Origin of the sequence: Nitrosospira sp. NpAV, assembly GCF_000832065.1 — a bacterium.
Taxonomy (GTDB): domain Bacteria; phylum Pseudomonadota; class Gammaproteobacteria; order Burkholderiales; family Nitrosomonadaceae; genus Nitrosospira.
On record NZ_JXQM01000006.1, the window covers coordinates 81,626 to 99,918 of the forward strand.

Here is an 18,293-nt window from a genome sequence, read left to right on the forward strand (position 1 = left end):
TGTCTTGCACGACCACCTTAATCTCCCGGCCTTTCAGCATGATGGCGTTTATCCTGAATCGTACGGCTCACGGTACTCTCGCCTCGATTCAGTCAATTCCCCATCACCATGCCTGCCGCACCAGAAAATGCACGCGCTTATCGCCCACTTTCGTTCTATTCACCTCTTCCAGCGCCACCGCCCAGCTGAATTCCGCCGTTAAACCGTGCCGGGCTTTGAGACGCAAGCCCGTTCCGGTGCCGAGCAAATTGAAATGGTCGATCTGTCCGGGCAATGGCTGCTTCACCCGCACATAACCCCCGTCTATGAAAGCCAGCAGATGGAATTCTTCCAGCGCAGGGGTCAGATGCTTGGCATAATTGGGCGTGAAAGCTTCCAGTCCCCCTGTGGCACTATCGTCACCCAATGCCGCGACTTCGAAATAGCCTCGCACGGTACTTATCCCGCCGACGATGGATTGCTCGTTATTGATCAGCGGTTGGTCCGCGATCTGCCAGCTGGCGCGCCCATGCAAGCCCCATCCCTGGCGAAAAGTTTCGGTATGGGAAAAATTGCCGCGCAGAAACACGTAATTGGAGTGTGCCTTGAAACGCTTGTTGGCAAACTCCGCGTCGTCCCCGACCAGCCCGCGCACATGGAAATTCAGCGATAATCCAAGTTTGGTGGTGCGCTTTTCTCCCAGCCAGGTGCCATCCCACCCTACGGTGAAAGGCATATAGCTGACGGGTGTATTGAAGTTGCCACCGTCCAGAAGATTCACTGACTGGCCAAAATTCTTGTAGTCCACTCCCAGCGTTGCGGTATGGAAAAATGTTTGACTTCCCGGCAGCGGCAGGATGTAGCGCCCTCCGACTATCAGGCCGTTGCCCAGTACATTGAGCGTGCCCACCGAAGCCACGTCGGACGCGGAATAGACGCTATACAAGGCGAGAAAGCCACCGAGCGCCATGGGCATGGTATAGTTGCCTGAAATGACCTTGCTCTGGTCGGGATTCTCCGGCGTGATCAGCGCGGTCACGCCGAGACTATGTTGCTTGTGCCACAGATTGTCCCAGCTCATATTCGCGCTGAGCCGTGTCAGTGTCGTATTCGGAATCTGGCGGCTGTTCAGTTCTATACTGCCGTGTAGCGGCAACTGATCCTTCACCTTCAGATCGACTTCCACCGTGCCGGGTGTTTTACCTGCCCGTAAAACAGGCGTGACCCCGCGATCGGCCGTGCGATTCAGGGTTGCAAGCTGCTTCTGCATTGACTCCACACACCTGATTGAGCTTTCATGGTGGGAGCGTGCGCTCTTGCCCAACCTGAATTTTACCTTGCACCATTACCATCATATGTATCCCGGCCTCTCGTTCTCAACTTTGCCTCTTGTACATCGTATGTACATGGAAGCCGGGCTTGTACATAAAGAAAGTGTGTTGCACGGGTATGGCGACTTCTTCCGGCGGCGTGTACTAAAATCGCAACCTTCTTCATTTCAAGATAGATCCAGCGTCAACGTGGATTGATGCGAAGTGAGTTTCGGTCTGTGCGCGGTTTATCGTTTTATCAATTTAACCTTAAGGTTCACGGGTTCCATCGTGAATTTGAATCTTTCTTCGATTGATATCTGGTCCGCCCGCTCCATAATAAAGTTTCGACCTAGCATCGAAGCCAGCATTTTAATCTGAAGCAACGCCAGATAGCGGCCCGGGCATAACCGGGGTCCTGCCCCAAACGGCATTACGATGCGCTTGGCCGATGCCGCCATCTCGGCATGATTACCTGTCCCATCCCATCGCTTTGGATCGAATCGTTGCGGTTCCGGGAAGTTTTGTGAATCTAACCCCCCAAGTCGCATGAGAGCAAGGATCGGAGTGCCTTTAGCCACTCGCACACGACCCACCGTTGTGTCGCATTTCGCCTCAAGAAAGACAACCGGTCCCGACGGTTTCAAACGCATCGCCTCCTGCGCTACTGCCTCGATATACCGGAGCGATGAGATACGGCCAAAATCCTGTAACACGGTCTGATCCTCAAGCACGGCGGCAGCCTCAGCCTGCACCGCGGCCTGGACATCATCATCCTCGCAAAGAAAGTAACTGATCCACGCGAATACATTCGCAGTGCTATCCGCTCCAACAAGCAGGGTCGTGAAGACGTTGCCATAAACATCTTCATCCGTGAACTCTGAATCCGGCTGATCGCGTACGGCAACAAATGCTTCAATCAGATTGCGCGGCTGATCGAACAGCGAAGGGTCGGCATTCATACGAGCCCTTGTTTGTGCTATGAAAGCATCAACTTTGTCGCGCAAGGTACGAAGGTTGTTATCAAGCGCATGATCCGACGGTAACTTGAAGTAGCGCCAGTAAGGAAAAGGCGTATTGAGCCGACGATTGATGGCCGGGAAGATCATATCCAGAGATCTTTGGAGTGCGGCATCCTCCCCATCTATGGTATTGATCTCGCTCCCAAATGCTAAACCAGCGGTAACATCGAGGGAGTAACACATGAGATCCGCCAGAATGTCAAAGGATTCTCCCTGCTCCGCCGCTCGCAGCCAGCGCCGCCGTAGCCGTTCGGTAATTTTAACGAGGCTGGGAAAATAATTACGCAGATGGGCGGGGTCGAACGCGCGCATTGTCAGTTTTCGCTGCCGATACCATTGCTCCCCCTCCGCCGATAACACGCCTGAAATTCCCATATCTCCAAAGACGGTTTCAATTGAGGAGAAACGGCGGAATGTTTCCGGTCGCGCCCGGAGAATCTCGGAAACCGCCCGCCAGTCTGAAACCACCAGAGCGGTGTGGGACGCCACCTTCAAGCGGTAGAAATCACCATACTTCCGGGACCAATCTTCAAGGATCAGATGAAGCCGCGTTGCCTCAAGCTGCAGCAGGTTTCCGAGTACGGGAACTCCAGGAGGCAGCGGCAGGCTCTGTAAATCCGTGGCTGTTTCGAATTGAGTTTTCATTGCTATATCTCCAGAGTAAACAAGGATGCGGCCCACATGCGCCGCGAAGTCCGGCCCCCATCTTTCATCAGGCTGCAAAAAGCTTAACTATTTATTTTTATGGTCGTAATCGGCGGGCAGCTCACTCACCAACACAATTTTGGATTGGTTTCCTCAATGCCTGGCCAATGGCGAGAAGGAAAACCGTCTTTGGGGCTCAGCGAAATGCCTAGCCGCGCTTGGATCTCCCGCTTATCAAACGGTAGGGTTTGTAAATATGCTCAAGCCGGGCTATGCTCATAATAATGTGTGACAATCGGCAAGCTGGTTTCGCCAAAGAACACAAACTGGATTGCAATATTAATAAGAACTCGGAAAAGCTGGAAGTGCCCGAATAACGGTATTTCAGGAGTACGCTGGCATGTTTTTACCTAAAATCTTTAATCTTGGCAATGCTTTCAAACAATATTTTGAAATCGTACCGGCTTACTCGGAGGCATTGAAAGATGAAGTATATCGCGTGCGGCACCAGGTTTATTGCGAAGATCTGAAATTTGAGCCGATGCGGCCGGATAGACGTGAAATCGATGAATATGATGCTCGTTCGCTGCATCTTTTGATACGCAACGTAAATACACATGAATCCATCGGTTGTACCCGCATTGTCCGCACCAATCCGGAGAATCCACAGCATCCTCTGCCTTTCGAGATAGCCTGTACCCATGCGCTGGACCTTTCAATCACCGATCCGGCGAAATTGCCGCGTCAGAGTGTTGCCGAAGTGTCACGGCTCGCAGTCATCTCCCGCTACCGCAGGCGGAAAGGTGAGGCCACTAAAACCGTCGGCATTTCGGATGAGGATTTCGGAACACCCGATCTCCCGCGCTTTCCCTACATTCCGATCGGCCTTTACATCGGCACTATCGAGTTGGCGCGCCTGAATGGAATTGACACGCTGTTCGTTCTGACAGAGGAGCGCCAGGCGGCTCATTTTGGTAAGCTGGGTGTCGAGATTCAAACCATCGGAAGCCCGGTTGAGCATCACGGTAAACGTATACCCTCAATGATGAGTATCAGCGGCATCATCACTAATATGCGACGCATGTTTCGTTCGCTTTACCGTACCATCGCGACAGATATAGAAGACGGCACGCCATAACAATTCTTTGCGAACGAGCTCAAGCAAAGCTTATAGAGTAGGTCGCAAATTGGGACTTGCATGGCCCGCATATCAATCCCACCCCCAATCAAGCTTCATTACAGCTTTCCAGCAAGCTCCCGCAGCAGGCACGGCTCATCGCATGTCTTTTGCAGCAATAAGTGACTCTTCTCCATGAGACTCCATATATCCCTATTGTGTTCAAGGCTATTGAGGTTCACACTCATGCATGGGTAGGCCCAACAAACTGCAATAAAAACAGGGAGAGTCAAATGAGAAAAAGTTTCTGCTTGACGCTATGCGGTGCGGCTGGTTTATTTCTTCTGTGTTTCAGTGCCTGGGCGAGCGAGAGCGTTGGTTCCGAGCTCAGCGAGGCACGGCAAGTGGCTCAGTATAACTACGTCATTCATATCCTGGCGATGTTGCTGGTAGGTTTCGGTTTTCTCATGGTGTTCGTGCGCAGATACGGATTTGGCGCCACGACCGGAACGTATTTGGTAGTGGCAGTGGGCCTCCCCCTTTACATGCTCCTGCGCGCGAATGGAATCCTGGGACACGAAATCGCGCCAAACACTGTCCAGGCTCTGCTTTTCGCTGAATTCGCAGTAGCAACCGCTTTGATTGCCATGGGGGCCGTACTGGGTCGCTTACGGGTTTTCCAGTATGCCTTACTGGCGCTTTTCCTGGTTCCCGCTTATCTGATGAACGAATACCTGGTACTGGACAACGGGATGGGCCTGACGGAGGGTTATCAGGACACTGCCGGGTCGGTCATTATTCACGCCTTTGGTGCCTATTTTGGCTTGGGATTATCGCTTGCTTTGACCACTCCCCGGCAACGTAGTCAACCGATTGAATCCGACGAGACTTCTGATCGTTTCGCGATGGTGGGTTCAATGGTACTGTGGCTTTTCTGGCCCAGTTTCGCCACTGCTATCGTACCTTTTGAGCAGATGCCGCAGACGGTCGTCAATACTGTGCTGGCACTTTGCGGAGCAACCCTCAGCACCTATTTCCTGAGTACCTATTTCCACAAAGGCAAGACATCGATGGTCGACATGGCGAATGCGGCACTGGCCGGGGGAGTAGCCATTGGATCGACATGTAATATCGTATCTCCTTCAGGCGCTTTCGCAATCGGTCTGTTGGCGGGTACCGTCAGTGTCATCGGGTACGTATTTATTCAGCCAGCATTGGAAAGACGCTTCAAAATTGTTGACACCTGCGGCGTCCATAATCTGCATGGAATGCCCGGATTATTGGGCGCATTGATTGCCATCATGGTAGTGCCGGGTATCGCCGCATCTCAGCTCATCGGCATTACCTTCAGCATAGTGTTCGCCTTCGTTAGCGGGCTCATCGCCGGTGCAGCGATCAAAGCCACAGGGACGACGCATCTTGCCTACGAAGACAGCGAGGAATTCACTCATGTCGCTCCTCCCGAAATCAAGGTTATGGGAGGAGGAGGGCATTAAATAAAGACACGAACCCGGGCAACCCTGAACAAGCGCCGCCAGGGCGAAGCGGATGACTGCTGAATTTTCGGTAGCGCAGGGACAATCGCTACATCAGAATGACATCATATTGTTCCTGCGTGTAGGTGGCTTCCACCTGCAGGCTGATTGGCTTGGCGATAAAATCGCCAAGTTGAGCCAGGCTTTGGGACTCCTCGTCGAGAAATAGGTCGATGACTTGTTGTGAGGCCAGAATGCGAAACTCGCGGGCATCAAATTGGCGGGATTCGCGCAATAATTCACGCAGGATTTCGTAGCACATCGTCTGCGCCGTTCTGACTTCGCTGCGCCCCTGGCAGGTCGGACACGTCTCGCACAGAATGTGGGCAAGACTTTCCCGAGTGCGTTTGCGCGTCATTTCCACCAACCCGAGTGCGGTGAAACCATTGACAGTCATGCGCGTCCGGTCTTTCATCAGGGATTTTTTGAATTCGGTAAGTACGGCATTTTTATGCTCCGCGCTTTCCATGTCGATAAAATCAATAATGATGATGCCACCCAAATTTCGCAGTCGCAGCTGGCGTGCGATGACTTGCGCCGCCTCCAGGTTGGTTTTGAAAATAGTGTCGTCGAAGCTGCGCACGCCGACGAACCCACCGGTATTGACATCCACGGTGGTAAGCGCTTCGGTCTGATCGATGATCAGGTAGCCACCGGATTTAAGGTTTACCCGTCGTGCCAAGCATTTCTCAATTTCATCTTCTACGCCGTACAAATCGAACAACGGACGCTCTCCGGCATAATGGTCAATTCGTTCCGTCACATTGGCCATATAATCTTGCGCAAAAGCGATCAGTTTCTGAAAGGTTTCGCGCGAATCCACCAGAATACGCACCGTGCCGTCATCCACAAAATCACGCAGCACGCGGTGGCTAAGATTCAAGTCCTGATAGAGCAGCCCAGGCATGCCGGTTAGGGATTTTTCCTCGATGTCATGCCACAGCCTATGCAAATATTCGATATCTGTCTGCAAATCCTGCTCGCTGGCAGCTTCCGCCATGGTGCGGATGATAAAGCCGCCCTTTTCACCGGGTGGCAGCAGATGTTTTAACTTTTCGCGTAACAACTTGCGCTCGGTTTCATCCTCGATACGCTGGGAAATTCCGATATGAGATACTTGCGGCAGATATACCAGCATCCGTCCGGCGATACTCACCTGAGTGGATAGTCGCGCCCCCTTGGTGCTGATGGAGTCCTTGATAACCTGGACGAGTATATTTTTTCCCTCGTACAATAGTCTTTCGATGGGTTTATCGGCATCCTCGCTTTGGCGCAACCTCCAAATATCGGCCAGGTGGAGAAAGGCAGCACGCTCCAGGCCAATATCCACGAAAGCCGACTGCATCCCCGGCAGCACGCGGGTAACACGCCCATTGTAGATGTTCCCGACAATTCCGCGGCTGCTGGTGCGCTCGATATGCAGCTCTTGCACTGCACCCTGCTCCATCACGGCGACACGGGTTTCCTGCGGCGTAACGTTAACAAGAATTTCGCTAGTCATTAATCCCGAATCTGGTCGTTGACCGCTCATTTTTTCCACTCGGCGCCATGTCGCATAAAGAGACTTCTTTCGCTATCGACCTTTATCCTTGGGTCGCCACAGGGCGAAACTCAGGATAATAGATTTTTCTATGATCTTTTTCAGGCTCGGGGAAATATCTTTATTCCAGATTCTTCCAGCAGTTGCGCTGTCTCGAACAGCGGCAGCCCCATTACGCCACTATAACTGCCAGAGATTTCCGCTATAAAAACTGCCGCTATTCCTTGAATCGCGTAGCTGCCCGCTTTGTCATGCGCTTCGTCGCTGGCAAGGTAGAGCTGGATTTCGCGCTCGCTGATATGGCGGAATCGCACCGTGGAAGCAGAAGTACGTATATGTACTCCATTTTGCGCAGCCACCGCGACAGTGGTCAATACCTGGTGTGTCTGGCCAGAAAGAATGCGCAGCATTTCTTGGGCATGGGCATTACTCTCCGGCTTGCCAAAAACATGCTCCTTCAGTACCACTATCGTGTCTGCAGCGAGCACAGGGAATTGTGGGAGCTTACGTTGCATAAGCTGCATCCACCCCGTCCCGGCTTTTGTCCGCGCAATACGGGAAGTATAAACTTCCGGTGCTTCATCCGGCTTTGAAGTTTCATCGACATCCGCTAAGCGAGGTTTTGCCTCTCGCAGTAATAGCGTTGCGAAATCTACTCCAATCTGTTTCAGCAGTTCCCGCCGGCGTGGGCTGCGGGAAGCCAGATAAATACGATTCTCCGGTAGAGCCATATTTTCCTGTGAAATATCTATTCAAAACTAAACGTTTAATATCTGAGCGTTGCTACACTCGATGATAAGGATGCCCCTTGATAAAGGAGACCGCGCGATACAATTGTTCCGCCAGCAATACGCGCGCCAAACCATGCGGCAACGTCATTGCGGATAACGCCAAAACGTCATCCGCAGAATTCTTGATGCGGGCGTCCAACCCGTCCGCTCCGCCCACGATAAAGGCAATATCATTACCGTTTCTCATCCATTCCGTAATGGAATCAGCCAGCTTGACAGTGGTCAATTGCCTACCATGCTCATCCAGCGCCACCATTCGGCACCTGGGCGGTAGTGCCGCCAGGATTCGGACGGCCTCGGCGGCCAGCAGCTGTTCCACCTTCTTGCCACTACGTTCTTCCGGCTTGATTTCCAGCAATTCAACGGTAGCCTCGTGCGGCATGCGCCTGGTGTATTCTTCAAAACCAGCCGCAATCCATCGCGGCATTTTGTGACCCACCGCACAAACTAGAAATTTCATGCGACCTCAGACTTGGCTGGCGCGGCCGGACCGGGTGGATTTCTTTTTAATCGGCGAGGCCGATTTAGCTGCGGCTTTGCGGGGCTTTGCAGTCGATGACTTGACAGCGACAGGCTCAGGAAGGACCTTGTTCTCGCCCGCCCCAGTAGTTGCCTTGTTTATTCTTTTCTTTTTCGCTTCTGCCCACAGTTCTTCCAGATTGTAATGAGCACGTACGGTAGTCTGCATGATATGTACCAGCACCTCTCCCAGGTCCACCAGTACCCATTCCCCGGCTTGCTCGCCTTCCACGCCATAAACCATGCCGCCACCGCCTTTGACTTTCTCCGCGACATTGTTCGCGATAGCCTTGGTGTGACGCGTGGAATCCCCACTCGCGATAATCATGCGGTCGAACAAAGTGGTTATCTTGGTCACGTCCAGCACTTCGATATCGTGCGCTTTTAATTCTTCCAGCGCGGCAACAACCGTTTTTACCAGTTTAGCGGGTGTCATCCTCCTCCTGAGTACAAGTGATTCGCCGCGATATAATCGAGGACCGCATCGGGCATCAGGTAACGTATGCTTTTCCCTGCGGCTATACGCGCACGAATGGAAGTTGCGGAAATATCGAGCAAAGTGGTCGGCGCAATAAAAATTAACCCATTAGGGGTATACCTGAGGCTGTCCGCGCTGGATACCCAGCGTTGCGCGCACTCCTCTTTCAATTCTGGGGGGAGATTGTAATGACGGGATGCTAGCGCATAACCCGGACGAGTGGCAATGACGAAATGGCATAACCCGAACAGTTCACGCCAGCTATGCCATTCGGCGAGTTTCATGAATGCGTCCACTCCTATGATGAAGCATAGGATGACGCATCCCCCCACTTCCTGCTTAAGTTCGCGTAACGACTCCACGCTGTAGCTCACGCCAGGGCGGCGGACTTCACGCTCATCCAGTACGAATCTAGAATTGCCTCGGATCGCAATACGCACGATCGCCGCACGGTGTCGAAGCGATACAGCAGGAGTATCGCGCAAACTTGGAATACCTGCGGGCACAAAACGCAGTTCGCTCAGGCCGATCGTCTCGGCAATTTCTTCAGCTACACGCAGGTGACCGTAATGAATGGGATCGAAAGTACCTCCGAAAATACCAACAAGGGGAGATTCAGATTTCATCCTAAACCCGGGGGTCGAACGGAGGAAGTGCGCTCATAACAATACCCGGCGCATATCAGCCAACACCTCAACCAGATGGGAGGTGAAACGTGCGGCGGTCGCACCATCGATTACGCGATGATCATAGGATAGCGATAACGGCAGCATCAAGCGGGGAACAAATTGGCCATCGCGGAAAACAGGTTTTATGCTGGCACGGGATACCCCGAGAATCGCCACCTCCGGCGCGTTGATGATGGGGGTGAATGCGGTGCCGCCAATGCCTCCTAGACTGGAGATGGTGAAACTTGCACCCTGCATTTCAGCAGGCTTCAGCTTACCCTCGCGAGCCAGCATCGCGAGATTGGACATTTCTCTGGCGATGTCGATCACGCCTTTCTGATCGACATCGCGAATGACCGGCACCATCAGCCCATTTGGCGTGTCCGCCGCAAAACCAAGGTGGTAATAGTGCTTGATTACAAGATTCATTTCCCCACCGCCGCTATCAAGCGAACCGCTATCAAGCGAAGCATTGAATTCAGGAAACTTCTTCAACGCCGCGATGGATGCACGCATCAAGAAGGCGAGTATCGTGACCTTCACACCTTCTTTTTCCGACGTTTCATTGGACTCCTTGCGCAAAGCTTCCAGTTCCGTAATGTCGGCTTCGTCGAATTGTGTCACATGCGGAATCATTACCCAATTACGGTGCAGATTCGCTCCGGATATTTTTTTGATACGCGACAGGGGCTTCAGCTCCACCGGGCCGAATTTTGCAAAATTCACTTGCGGCCAAGGCAGCAGATTGAGTTCTGTGCCGTTGCCACCGCGTGATTTTGATAATTCCGCCTTGACGTAGGCCTGGACATCTTCCCTGAGTATGCGCTGCTTCGGGCCGCTGCCGCTTACCAACCCCAGATTCACGCCCAATTCGCGTGCAAATCGCCGCATCGAGGGGCTCGCATGGGCTTTTGCGAAAGCCGCCTCGTCTATCGGTGAAGGTAGATTAGGGACAGATTGACGGGTAGGTTGCGCAGAGACCGGTGCCGAGACCGGCCGGGGGGACTCCACCTTTGAATTTGCCAAAGAATCGTCGCGCCGGACAGGGGCGGAAGGAGACTGCGGCTCGGGAGCCTGCTGCGAAGCCAAGCCTGATGATGGCGCGGCCTGAGAGGTCTTCACCGAATTGTCCGTTTCAGCGACTTGCATCGCTAAAATGGATGTCCCCTCAGAGACCTTATCACCCACTTTTACAAATACTTCCCCGGCTACCCCCGCAAAAGGGGAAGGCACTTCTATTGTCGCTTTATCCGATTCCAGCACGATCAGCGGGTCTTCCACCTTAATCGGGTCACCCGCTTTCACCAGCACTTCTATCACGGGAACGTCTTTAAAGTCGCCGATGTCCGGAATCAATACCTGTTTAGTCTCTGCCACGCTTCTTTCCTTCGTGTTTACATTAATCCCGATTTGGAAATAAGGACTGGCGGCGCGCACCAATAATAAATCACGGCCGAGGTACGCACCTCTATGTGCGTGCTTTCACGCATCCGTTCGCTCATACCGTCACCGGATTTGGCTTGTCCGGATCAATGCCGAACTTGCTTATCGCTTGCGCCACCTTTTCCGCAGGAATTTTGCCTTCCTCGGCTAATGCCTGAAGCGCAGCTACGGTGACATAATAGCGATCCACCTCGAAGAACCGGCGCAGTTTCTCACGTGTATCGGAACGACCAAACCCGTCTGTACCCAACACTTTATAGCGCCCCGGCACAAACTCGCGTATCTGGTCGGCAAATATTTTCATGTAGTCGGTGGCCGCCACCACGGGTCCCTCACGATCCTTGAAACATGACCCCACGTAGGATAATTTTGCAGGTTCGCCGGGATGCAGCATATTCCAGCGCGTTATGTCCAACGCTTCACGCCTCAATTCGTTAAAGCTGGTGACACTCCAAATATCGGCGGCAATGCCATATTCTTTCTCCAGTATTCCTGCTGCCGCAATAACTTCGCGCAAAATGGTGCCGGAACCGAGCAATTGCACCCGCAACCCGGAATACTCTCCCTCTGCTCGATTCCCCGTCCGGAACAGGTACATGCCTTTCAATATACCCTGTTCAGCATTCGCAGGCATTTCCGGATGCGGGTAATTTTCGTTCATTACGGTAATGTAGTAATAAACGTCCTCCTGCGCGTCATACATGCGGCGCAACCCGTCCTGGATAATAACCGCGAGCTCATACGCAAACGTGGGATCGTAAGATACACAATTGGGAATGGTCGAGGCGGACAGATGGCTATGGCCGTCTTCATGCTGCAATCCCTCTCCATTCAGCGTCGTGCGTCCGGCCGTGCCTCCCAGCAAAAATCCGCGGCAACGCATATCTCCCGCCGCCCAGGCCAAGTCGCCGACGCGCTGAAAGCCAAACATGGAATAAAAGATATAGAACGGGATCATCTGCACACCGTGAGTGCTGTAGGCGCTTGCGACGGCCATCCATGACGACATGGCGCCCGCTTCATTGATGCCTTCCTGCAGAATCTGACCGCTCTTGTCTTCCTTGTAATACATCAGCTGGTCGGCATCTTGCGGCGTGTAGAGCTGTCCCGTCGACGACCAGATGCCCAATTGCCGGAACATGCCTTCCATGCCGAAAGTGCGTGACTCATCCGCTACGATCGGCACCACATGCTTGCCTATGCTTTTGTCCTTCACGAGAATGTTAAGGATACGCACAAACGCCATGGTCGTAGAGGATTCCCTCCCCTCGCCACTTGCTTTGAGCAATGTCTCGAATGCGGATAGGGGTGGTACCGGCAGCGCCTCGGCCTTGCGCTGGCGGCGATGGATGAATCCGCCTAGCGCCTGCCGCCGCTGCCGCATATAGACGAACTCGGGGGAGTCTTTGTCAAACTTCAGGTACGGTACATCGTCTATCTTGTCATCTGCAATTGGCAGACCGAAACGGTCACGAAATGCTTTCAGGGACGTCGTGCCCATTTTTTTCTGCTGATGGGTGATGTTCTGCGCTTCGCCTGCTTCACCCATGCCATAACCTTTGATGGTTTTGGCAAGTATCACGGTCGGCTGGCCGGTATGCCTGACCGCGGCGGCATAAGCGGCATAGACCTTATGTGGATCATGACCCCCACGGTTCAAGCGCCAGATATCGTCGTCCGACATATTGGCGACCATTTCCAGTAGCTCCGGATATTTACCGAAGAAGTGTTCACGCACGTAACCGCCATCTCTGGACTTGAAAGTCTGGTATTCGCCATCCACGCATTCCATCATGCGTTGCTGCAGCAGGCCCTTGGTATCCTTGGCTAACAAAGAATCCCAGTAGGAGCCCCAGATTACCTTGATGACGTTCCAGCCGGCACCGCGAAAAGCGGCCTCCAGCTCCTGGATAATCTTGCCATTGCCGCGCACCGGGCCATCAAGGCGTTGAAGATTGCAGTTGACGACAAAAATCAGATTGTCCAGATTCTCCCGCGAAGCGAGCGAAATCGCGCCGAGGGATTCCGGTTCGTCCATTTCACCGTCGCCCAGAAAAGTCCAGACCTTGCGCCCCTTGGTCTGAACCAGACCACGGCTATCCAGATATTTCATGAAACGCGCCTGATAGATTGCCATCAATGGCCCCAGTCCCATTGATACCGTCGGAAACTGCCAGAAATCGGGCATCAGCCAAGGATGCGGATAAGAGGATATCCCCTTCCCGTCAACCTCCTGGCGGAAATTATCAAGCTGTTCCTCCGACAACTCTTCCAGCAGAAAAGCATAGGCATAAAGACCAGGCGAGGAATGTCCCTGCGCGAATATCAGGTCACCACCATGATCCGTGGAACGGGCATGCCAAAAGTGATTGTAACCGACGTCATAGAGTGTCGCGGCGGATGCAAAGCTGGCAATATGGCCGCCAACGTTGGAATTCTTATTAGCGCGCAACACCATTGCCATGGAGTTCCACCGCACGTAGGAACGGATACGGTGCTCCAGCGCATGATTACCGGGTGAGCGGTCCTCCTTGCCGGTGGGAATCGTGTTGATATAGGCGGTGGTGGCGCTATAAGGAAGATATGCGCCGGAACGGCGGGCCTTTTCCACCAGTCTCTCCAGCAGATAATGTGCCCGCTCCGTCCCCTCGTGTGTGAGTACGGATTCCAGGGCGTCGAGCCATTCCTTCGTTTCAGTTGGATCTATGTCTGGGATGGGTTCCATGTTTCGTCTCGCATATATTGAGGTTTTACCGATCTTACGCTGCGGCTAAACCTTTGCCTGAGTGATTTGCGCGCGTTCCGCAGCCTCTATGGTATTACACAACAACATGGTGATGGTCATTGGCCCTACCCCGCCCGGCACGGGTGTGATGTAACCCGCTTTCTCCTTGACTGTCTCGAAATCCACATCACCTGCAAGCTTACCGTCCGGCATGCGATTGATGCCAACATCTATTACCGTCGCGCCGGGCTTCACCATGTCGGCGGTGATCATGCGAGGTTTTCCGACGGCTACCACCAGAATATCTGCCCGCTTCGTGTGTTCAGCCAGATCAAGCGTCTTCGATGTGCAGATGGTGACGGTTGCACCATGTTGCAATAGCATGAGTGCCATCGGTTTACCTACGATGTTGCTGCGGCCTACCACTACCGCATGCCTGCCTTCAACCGGAACGCCGCATTTTTCCAGCATTTTCATGACGCCGTAGGGAGTACAGGGCGGAAAAACCGTATTACCGGTAACCAGTGCGCCGACATTGTAAAGATGGAAGCCGTCCGCGTCTTTTTCCACCGCGATGGATGCAATGATCCTGCTGCTCTCAAAATGCCGGGGTAGCGGCAGTTGCACCAGGATACCGTGAATTTGGGGGTTCCCATTCAGTTCCTGAATGCGCTGTATTACCTCATCCTGGCTCGCCCCTTCCGGGAACGCATGTATTTCCGAATAAATTCCGGTCTCGCCGCAGGCCTTGGCCTTGTTTCGCACATATATGCTCGAAGCCGGATTGTCACCCACAATGACTACAGCCAACCCCGGCTGCACGCCATTTTGCGTCAAGCGCTCGGCGCGAACTTTCCATTCGGCCCGCACTTCTCTGGCTAACGCATTGCCATCCATGATCGTGGCACTCATTATGTGGTCGAATCGACAATATCGCGGGATGTGGACAGGCAATTATACTTTGTCCGGGTGTGGCTTTCACCTTCCGTGCAGACTTATCGTAAGAATGCGTCCATGAAGACGCTTGCGGGCAACGGCCTGAGCCGAGTGCCCGCCTCGAAAAAATAAAAGCAATTCCGGATGGAGGGCGCACCCCACGCTTATGCCGGAGGTGTAGGCGTGTTTGCTTTTTTGATCTTCATGCGGTAAATCAACAACCCGATCAAGAACGTCGGAAGCACAACCAGGATAGCTGCCAGGAGTCCCGCCGCCAGCACATCAATGCCCTCGGTTTTTGGAAGGAAAATGGTAACCGCCCAGATGGTTACAAACGCTGCCGACGCACCACCGATAAACATGATCTTTTTACCGCGCTCGTAAAAGCGCCAGAACGCCCCGGAAACCCGCACTTCATCCCGATACTCATCAAAGATCTTGGCCAGGCTATCGTCATCCGGTACCGCTTCATAACCGGCCGTGATGGCGTGTGTATCGCTGCCGTCTTCCACTCGAGACATATTGTTCAGAAATGCAATCCGCTGTTGAGCCTGCTTTTTACTCATGCCATCGCTGATAAACATCGATTGAAGTGCGGTAAACGCATAATCGCGGGCATGGGTTGATAAGCTGAGACTCTCAGCCCGGCGCCACATGACACCCGCCAGGTACAGCTGAATTGTCATTTGCCTGAACTGAGGTGCAAAGTCATATCCCTTGTCCTTGATTTTTTCAAGCTGGGGAGCCAGCATCTCTCGCGCATATTGTACGCAACTATCAATCCCGGCCGTTTCCGCGTCAGTTTTCGTGTCACTCATTGTTGTAATTGAGGGGTTATGCCCAGCCCTAACTTTGAATTTGTGGAGGAACCCATTATATACTGGCTATACTGTTATAGGGCTCGTTGAGAAAGACTGAGTTCTCTGGTCCAACGATAGTGCCTGACTGCCCCGGCTCCTTCGCCACAGAAGATACTCATATATTCGCAACAGCATGAATTCACGGTTCTTCTCCGCACTGTTTGCCGGTCCGCTCCAAAAATGTCCCGCGACAAATGCTTTAATTTTTTCATGGATCAGATACAGGAAAAACTTCGCAATATTATAATTTGGTCAATTTTAAATATGCGCTCGGCGCGCGTCCATAAAGGGAACCCACATGAAACATCATAAATACCTTATCGTCGGCGGCGGCATGACTGCCGATTCCGCTGTTCACGGTATCCGCAAAATCGACCAAGAAGGCGCCATTGCCATGATTTGCGAGGAGCGTCATCTGCCTTATGACCGCCCACCCCTTTCCAAGTCACTGTGGAAGGACACGCCGTATGAATCCATTTGGCGTAATGCCCATGGCCTCAATGTCGCAGTACATCTGAGCAAAAAAATTGTGGCCCTCGATCCATCGAAAAAAACCGCGACCGATGATGCCGGTAACGTTTATACCTATGAAAAGCTTTTACTTGCGACAGGGGGTTCAGTACGGCGCTTTCCCGATTCCGGCGAAAACATTATCTATTTCAGAACCGCCGACGATTATCGCAAGTTGCGCGAGTTGAGTGAACGGGGTTCGGATTTTGTAGTGATCGGAGGGGGCTTCATCGGTTCCGAAATCGGCGCGGCGCTTGCCATGAACAACAAACGGGTCACGATGATTTTTCCGGAGAGCGGTATCGGCGCGCGCGTTTATCCGCGGCCCCTGGTTGAGTTCATAAATTCCTATTACCGCGAAAAGGGAGTCACCGTACTGGCATCGGAAACTATCAAATCTGTGCGGATTGCGGGTGACAAGACTATCGTGACGACAGGAAACGGCGCCGAAATTTCCGCGGATGGCGTTGTGGCCGGGCTGGGCATCCTGCCCAACACCGACCTTGCCATTCAGGCCGGACTCGCGGTGGACAATGGCATCATCGTGGACGAGCAGCTCCGCACGAGCAATCCCGACATCTATGCAGCGGGCGATGTGGCGAATTTCCATAGCGCCATCTTGGATAAACGCGTACGCGTGGAACACGAGGATAATGCTAATGTAATGGGAGAGATGGCGGGCCGAAACATGGCCGGACAGTCGGACACCTATCGTCACCAGCCTTTCTTTTATTCCGACTTGTTTGACCTGGGTTACGAAGCAGTGGGTGAGCTGGATGCCAGTCTTGATATTATCGAAGACTGGAAGGAGCCCTTCCGCAAAGGCGTGATTTATTATTTACGCGATGAACAGGTGCGCGGAATCCTGCTCTGGAACACGTGGGGGCAGGTTGAAGCCGCCACTCAATTGATAGCGGAAAAAGCCACTCACTCCCGCGCGACGCTGGAGGGAAGAATATCGGACTAATCATTGTTTCAGTTTTCCTATCCCACGTAAGAATCGGACCACATGCCAGACTTGTTATCCCGTTTGTTGCGGGCGCGCAACCACATGGGTCACCCGCTGCAAAATAGGATTTCAACCCATATAAATAATTGCGCCCTATCTTGACAACGTTGACCTTTACTCGTCCGGATGATTGGCATCTTCACCTGCGTGACGGTGAGCAGATGCGAGCGGTGCTGCCGGACAGCGCGCGATGCTTCGGCCGTGCCATCGTCATGCCTAACCTCAAACCACCGGTAGTGACAACGGACATGGCGTTAGCGTACCGGGCGCGTATTCTCGCTGCTCTGCCTCGGGGCATGCGCTTCGAGCCGTTGATGACGCTATATCTGACCGACAACACCGCGCCGGCGGAAATCATCGAAGCCCGGGAAAGCGGGGCGATCCAGGCCGTAAAGTATTATCCTGCCGGCGCCACCACAAATTCCGCGGCGGGCGTTACCGATATTCGCAGGTGCTACGCCACACTTGAAACAATGGAACAAACAGGCATGCCACTGCTGGTGCATGGTGAAGTGACCGATCCCGAAGTGGATGTGTTCGACAAGGAAAGAGTTTTTCTGGAACGAGTGCTGACCCCCGTTACGCAACGCTTCCCACGGTTACCGATCGTATTCGAGCACATCACCACGCGGGAGGCGGTGGAATTCGTCAGGAACGCCTCAAGCAATGTTGCCGCCACCATCACCGCCCATCACATGCTGCTCAATCGCAATGCCCTGTTCCAGGGGGGCATCCGGCCGCACCACTTTTGCCTTCCTGTACTGAAGCGCGAAGCGCATCGCCGCGCATTGATTGAAGCCGCCACCAGTGGTAATCCTAAATTTTTTCTCGGCACCGACAGCGCGCCGCACTCTCGATCCACCAAGGAAACAGCTTGCGGCTGCGCCGGTATCTACACCGCTCATGCTGCCATTGAACTTTATGCGGAAGTCTTTGAGCAGGCAGGCGCGCTGGATAAACTCGAAGCCTTTGCCAGCTTTCATGGCGCAGATTTCTACCAACTGCCGCGCAACAAGCAAAGCATTACACTGAAAAAAGAAAACTGGAGCGTGCCGTCACACCTGGAATTCGCGGATGATGTGGTGGTTCCGCTACGGGCGGGAGAAAACCTGGCCTGGAAATTGATTGACGAGTCCTCTGGACTCGAATAAGGAAAGTGCAGGTTTCCCATATCTTCGTTTGGATCGCATGACGATTTCTCAAGTT

At 53.2% G+C, this 18,293-nt stretch carries 15 protein-coding genes; 4 read left to right on the forward strand and 11 right to left on the reverse strand.

The features are described from left to right. Positions 1 to 103 precede the first annotated feature (103 nt). Positions 104 to 1,249 carry a ShlB/FhaC/HecB family hemolysin secretion/activation protein gene (locus SQ11_RS04705; protein WP_232297899.1) on the reverse strand — a complete coding sequence of 382 codons (1,146 nt, stop codon included), beginning with the start codon at positions 1,247 to 1,249 and terminating at the stop codon, positions 104 to 106. 288 nt (positions 1,250 to 1,537) lie between these two features. Then, a complete protein-coding gene (locus SQ11_RS04710; RefSeq protein ID WP_041513004.1) occupies positions 1,538 to 2,956 on the reverse strand; it encodes a cytochrome P450 in 1,419 nt (472 codons plus the stop codon). A 400-nt stretch (positions 2,957 to 3,356) separates the two neighbouring features. Here SQ11_RS04710 and SQ11_RS04715 point away from each other — a divergent pair, with 400 nt between their 5' ends. After that, positions 3,357 to 4,094 (forward strand): PEP-CTERM/exosortase system-associated acyltransferase, encoded by a 738-nt coding sequence (locus SQ11_RS04715; RefSeq protein ID WP_041513005.1) that lies wholly within the window; start codon positions 3,357 to 3,359, stop codon positions 4,092 to 4,094. A 272-nt stretch (positions 4,095 to 4,366) separates the two neighbouring features. Next, complete coding sequence (locus tag SQ11_RS04720; protein WP_041513006.1) at positions 4,367 to 5,569, forward strand: ammonium transporter; 1,203 nt, start codon at positions 4,367 to 4,369, stop codon at positions 5,567 to 5,569. Positions 5,570 to 5,657: 88 nt separating this feature from the next. Here the strand turns inward: SQ11_RS04720 and rng are convergent, their stop codons facing one another. The 9 genes from rng to SQ11_RS04765 all read right to left on the reverse strand — a co-directional run bounded on the left by rng (position 5,658) and on the right by SQ11_RS04765 (position 15,526). Next, complete coding sequence (rng, locus tag SQ11_RS04725; protein ID WP_041513007.1) at positions 5,658 to 7,109, reverse strand: ribonuclease G; 1,452 nt, start codon at positions 7,107 to 7,109, stop codon at positions 5,658 to 5,660. A 140-nt stretch (positions 7,110 to 7,249) separates the two neighbouring features. Next, entirely contained in the window at positions 7,250 to 7,879 is a 630-nt protein-coding gene (locus SQ11_RS04730; protein ID WP_041513008.1) for a nucleoside triphosphate pyrophosphatase, read from the reverse strand. A 52-nt stretch (positions 7,880 to 7,931) separates the two neighbouring features. Beyond that, on the reverse strand, positions 7,932 to 8,399 hold the full coding sequence (gene rlmH / locus SQ11_RS04735; protein WP_041513009.1) for a 23S rRNA (pseudouridine(1915)-N(3))-methyltransferase RlmH: 468 nt from the start codon (positions 8,397 to 8,399) through the stop codon (positions 7,932 to 7,934). Between the two features lie 6 nt (positions 8,400 to 8,405). After that, positions 8,406 to 8,894 (reverse strand): ribosome silencing factor, encoded by a 489-nt coding sequence (rsfS, locus tag SQ11_RS04740; protein ID WP_041513010.1) that lies wholly within the window; start codon positions 8,892 to 8,894, stop codon positions 8,406 to 8,408. Further along, on the reverse strand, positions 8,891 to 9,562 hold the full coding sequence (gene nadD / locus SQ11_RS04745) for a nicotinate-nucleotide adenylyltransferase (protein ID WP_041513011.1): 672 nt from the start codon (positions 9,560 to 9,562) through the stop codon (positions 8,891 to 8,893). The genes rsfS and nadD overlap by 4 nt, the downstream gene beginning before the upstream one ends. Positions 9,563 to 9,595: 33 nt before the next feature. Beyond that, positions 9,596 to 10,981 carry a dihydrolipoyllysine-residue acetyltransferase gene (aceF, locus tag SQ11_RS04750; RefSeq protein ID WP_041513048.1) on the reverse strand — a complete coding sequence of 462 codons (1,386 nt, stop codon included), beginning with the start codon at positions 10,979 to 10,981 and terminating at the stop codon, positions 9,596 to 9,598. A 121-nt stretch (positions 10,982 to 11,102) separates the two neighbouring features. Continuing rightward, positions 11,103 to 13,772 carry a pyruvate dehydrogenase (acetyl-transferring), homodimeric type gene (aceE, locus tag SQ11_RS04755; protein WP_041513012.1) on the reverse strand — a complete coding sequence of 890 codons (2,670 nt, stop codon included), beginning with the start codon at positions 13,770 to 13,772 and terminating at the stop codon, positions 11,103 to 11,105. 45 nt (positions 13,773 to 13,817) lie between these two features. After that, complete coding sequence (folD, locus tag SQ11_RS04760; protein WP_041513013.1) at positions 13,818 to 14,684, reverse strand: bifunctional methylenetetrahydrofolate dehydrogenase/methenyltetrahydrofolate cyclohydrolase FolD; 867 nt, start codon at positions 14,682 to 14,684, stop codon at positions 13,818 to 13,820. A gap of 188 nt (positions 14,685 to 14,872) precedes the next feature. Continuing rightward, positions 14,873 to 15,526: a hypothetical protein gene (locus tag SQ11_RS04765; protein WP_041513014.1), complete on the reverse strand. Its 654-nt coding sequence runs from the start codon at positions 15,524 to 15,526 to the stop codon at positions 14,873 to 14,875. Between the two features lie 340 nt (positions 15,527 to 15,866). Between SQ11_RS04765 and SQ11_RS04770 the strand changes: the two genes are divergently transcribed. Together SQ11_RS04770 and pyrC are read left to right on the forward strand one after the other, a co-directional pair. Continuing rightward, on the forward strand, positions 15,867 to 17,045 hold the full coding sequence (locus SQ11_RS04770) for an NAD(P)/FAD-dependent oxidoreductase (protein WP_041513015.1): 1,179 nt from the start codon (positions 15,867 to 15,869) through the stop codon (positions 17,043 to 17,045). Positions 17,046 to 17,182: 137 nt separating this feature from the next. After that, a complete protein-coding gene (pyrC, locus tag SQ11_RS04775; protein WP_198140799.1) occupies positions 17,183 to 18,238 on the forward strand; it encodes a dihydroorotase in 1,056 nt (351 codons plus the stop codon). Positions 18,239 to 18,293: the final 55 nt, after the last annotated feature.

Excerpts from the sequence above, each read along its gene's own strand:
- SQ11_RS04730 (WP_041513008.1), bottom strand. The coding sequence starts at position 7,879 with ATGGCTCTACCGGAGAATCGTATTTATCTGGCTTCCCGCAGCCCACGC.
- SQ11_RS04715 (WP_041513005.1), top strand. The coding sequence starts at position 3,357 with ATGTTTTTACCTAAAATCTTTAATCTTGGCAATGCTTTCAAACAATAT.
- SQ11_RS04720 (WP_041513006.1), top strand. The coding sequence starts at position 4,367 with ATGAGAAAAAGTTTCTGCTTGACGCTATGCGGTGCGGCTGGTTTATTT.
- aceE (WP_041513012.1), bottom strand. The coding sequence starts at position 13,772 with ATGGAACCCATCCCAGACATAGATCCAACTGAAACGAAGGAATGGCTC.
- SQ11_RS04710 (WP_041513004.1), bottom strand. The coding sequence starts at position 2,956 with ATGAAAACTCAATTCGAAACAGCCACGGATTTACAGAGCCTGCCGCTG.
- SQ11_RS04765 (WP_041513014.1), bottom strand. The coding sequence starts at position 15,526 with ATGAGTGACACGAAAACTGACGCGGAAACGGCCGGGATTGATAGTTGC.
- rsfS (WP_041513010.1), bottom strand. The coding sequence starts at position 8,894 with ATGACACCCGCTAAACTGGTAAAAACGGTTGTTGCCGCGCTGGAAGAA.
- rng (WP_041513007.1), bottom strand. The coding sequence starts at position 7,109 with ATGACTAGCGAAATTCTTGTTAACGTTACGCCGCAGGAAACCCGTGTC.
- rlmH (WP_041513009.1), bottom strand. The coding sequence starts at position 8,399 with ATGAAATTTCTAGTTTGTGCGGTGGGTCACAAAATGCCGCGATGGATT.
- folD (WP_041513013.1), bottom strand. The coding sequence starts at position 14,684 with ATGAGTGCCACGATCATGGATGGCAATGCGTTAGCCAGAGAAGTGCGG.
- SQ11_RS04705 (WP_232297899.1), bottom strand. The coding sequence starts at position 1,249 with ATGCAGAAGCAGCTTGCAACCCTGAATCGCACGGCCGATCGCGGGGTC.
- SQ11_RS04770 (WP_041513015.1), top strand. The coding sequence starts at position 15,867 with ATGAAACATCATAAATACCTTATCGTCGGCGGCGGCATGACTGCCGAT.
- nadD (WP_041513011.1), bottom strand. The coding sequence starts at position 9,562 with ATGAAATCTGAATCTCCCCTTGTTGGTATTTTCGGAGGTACTTTCGAT.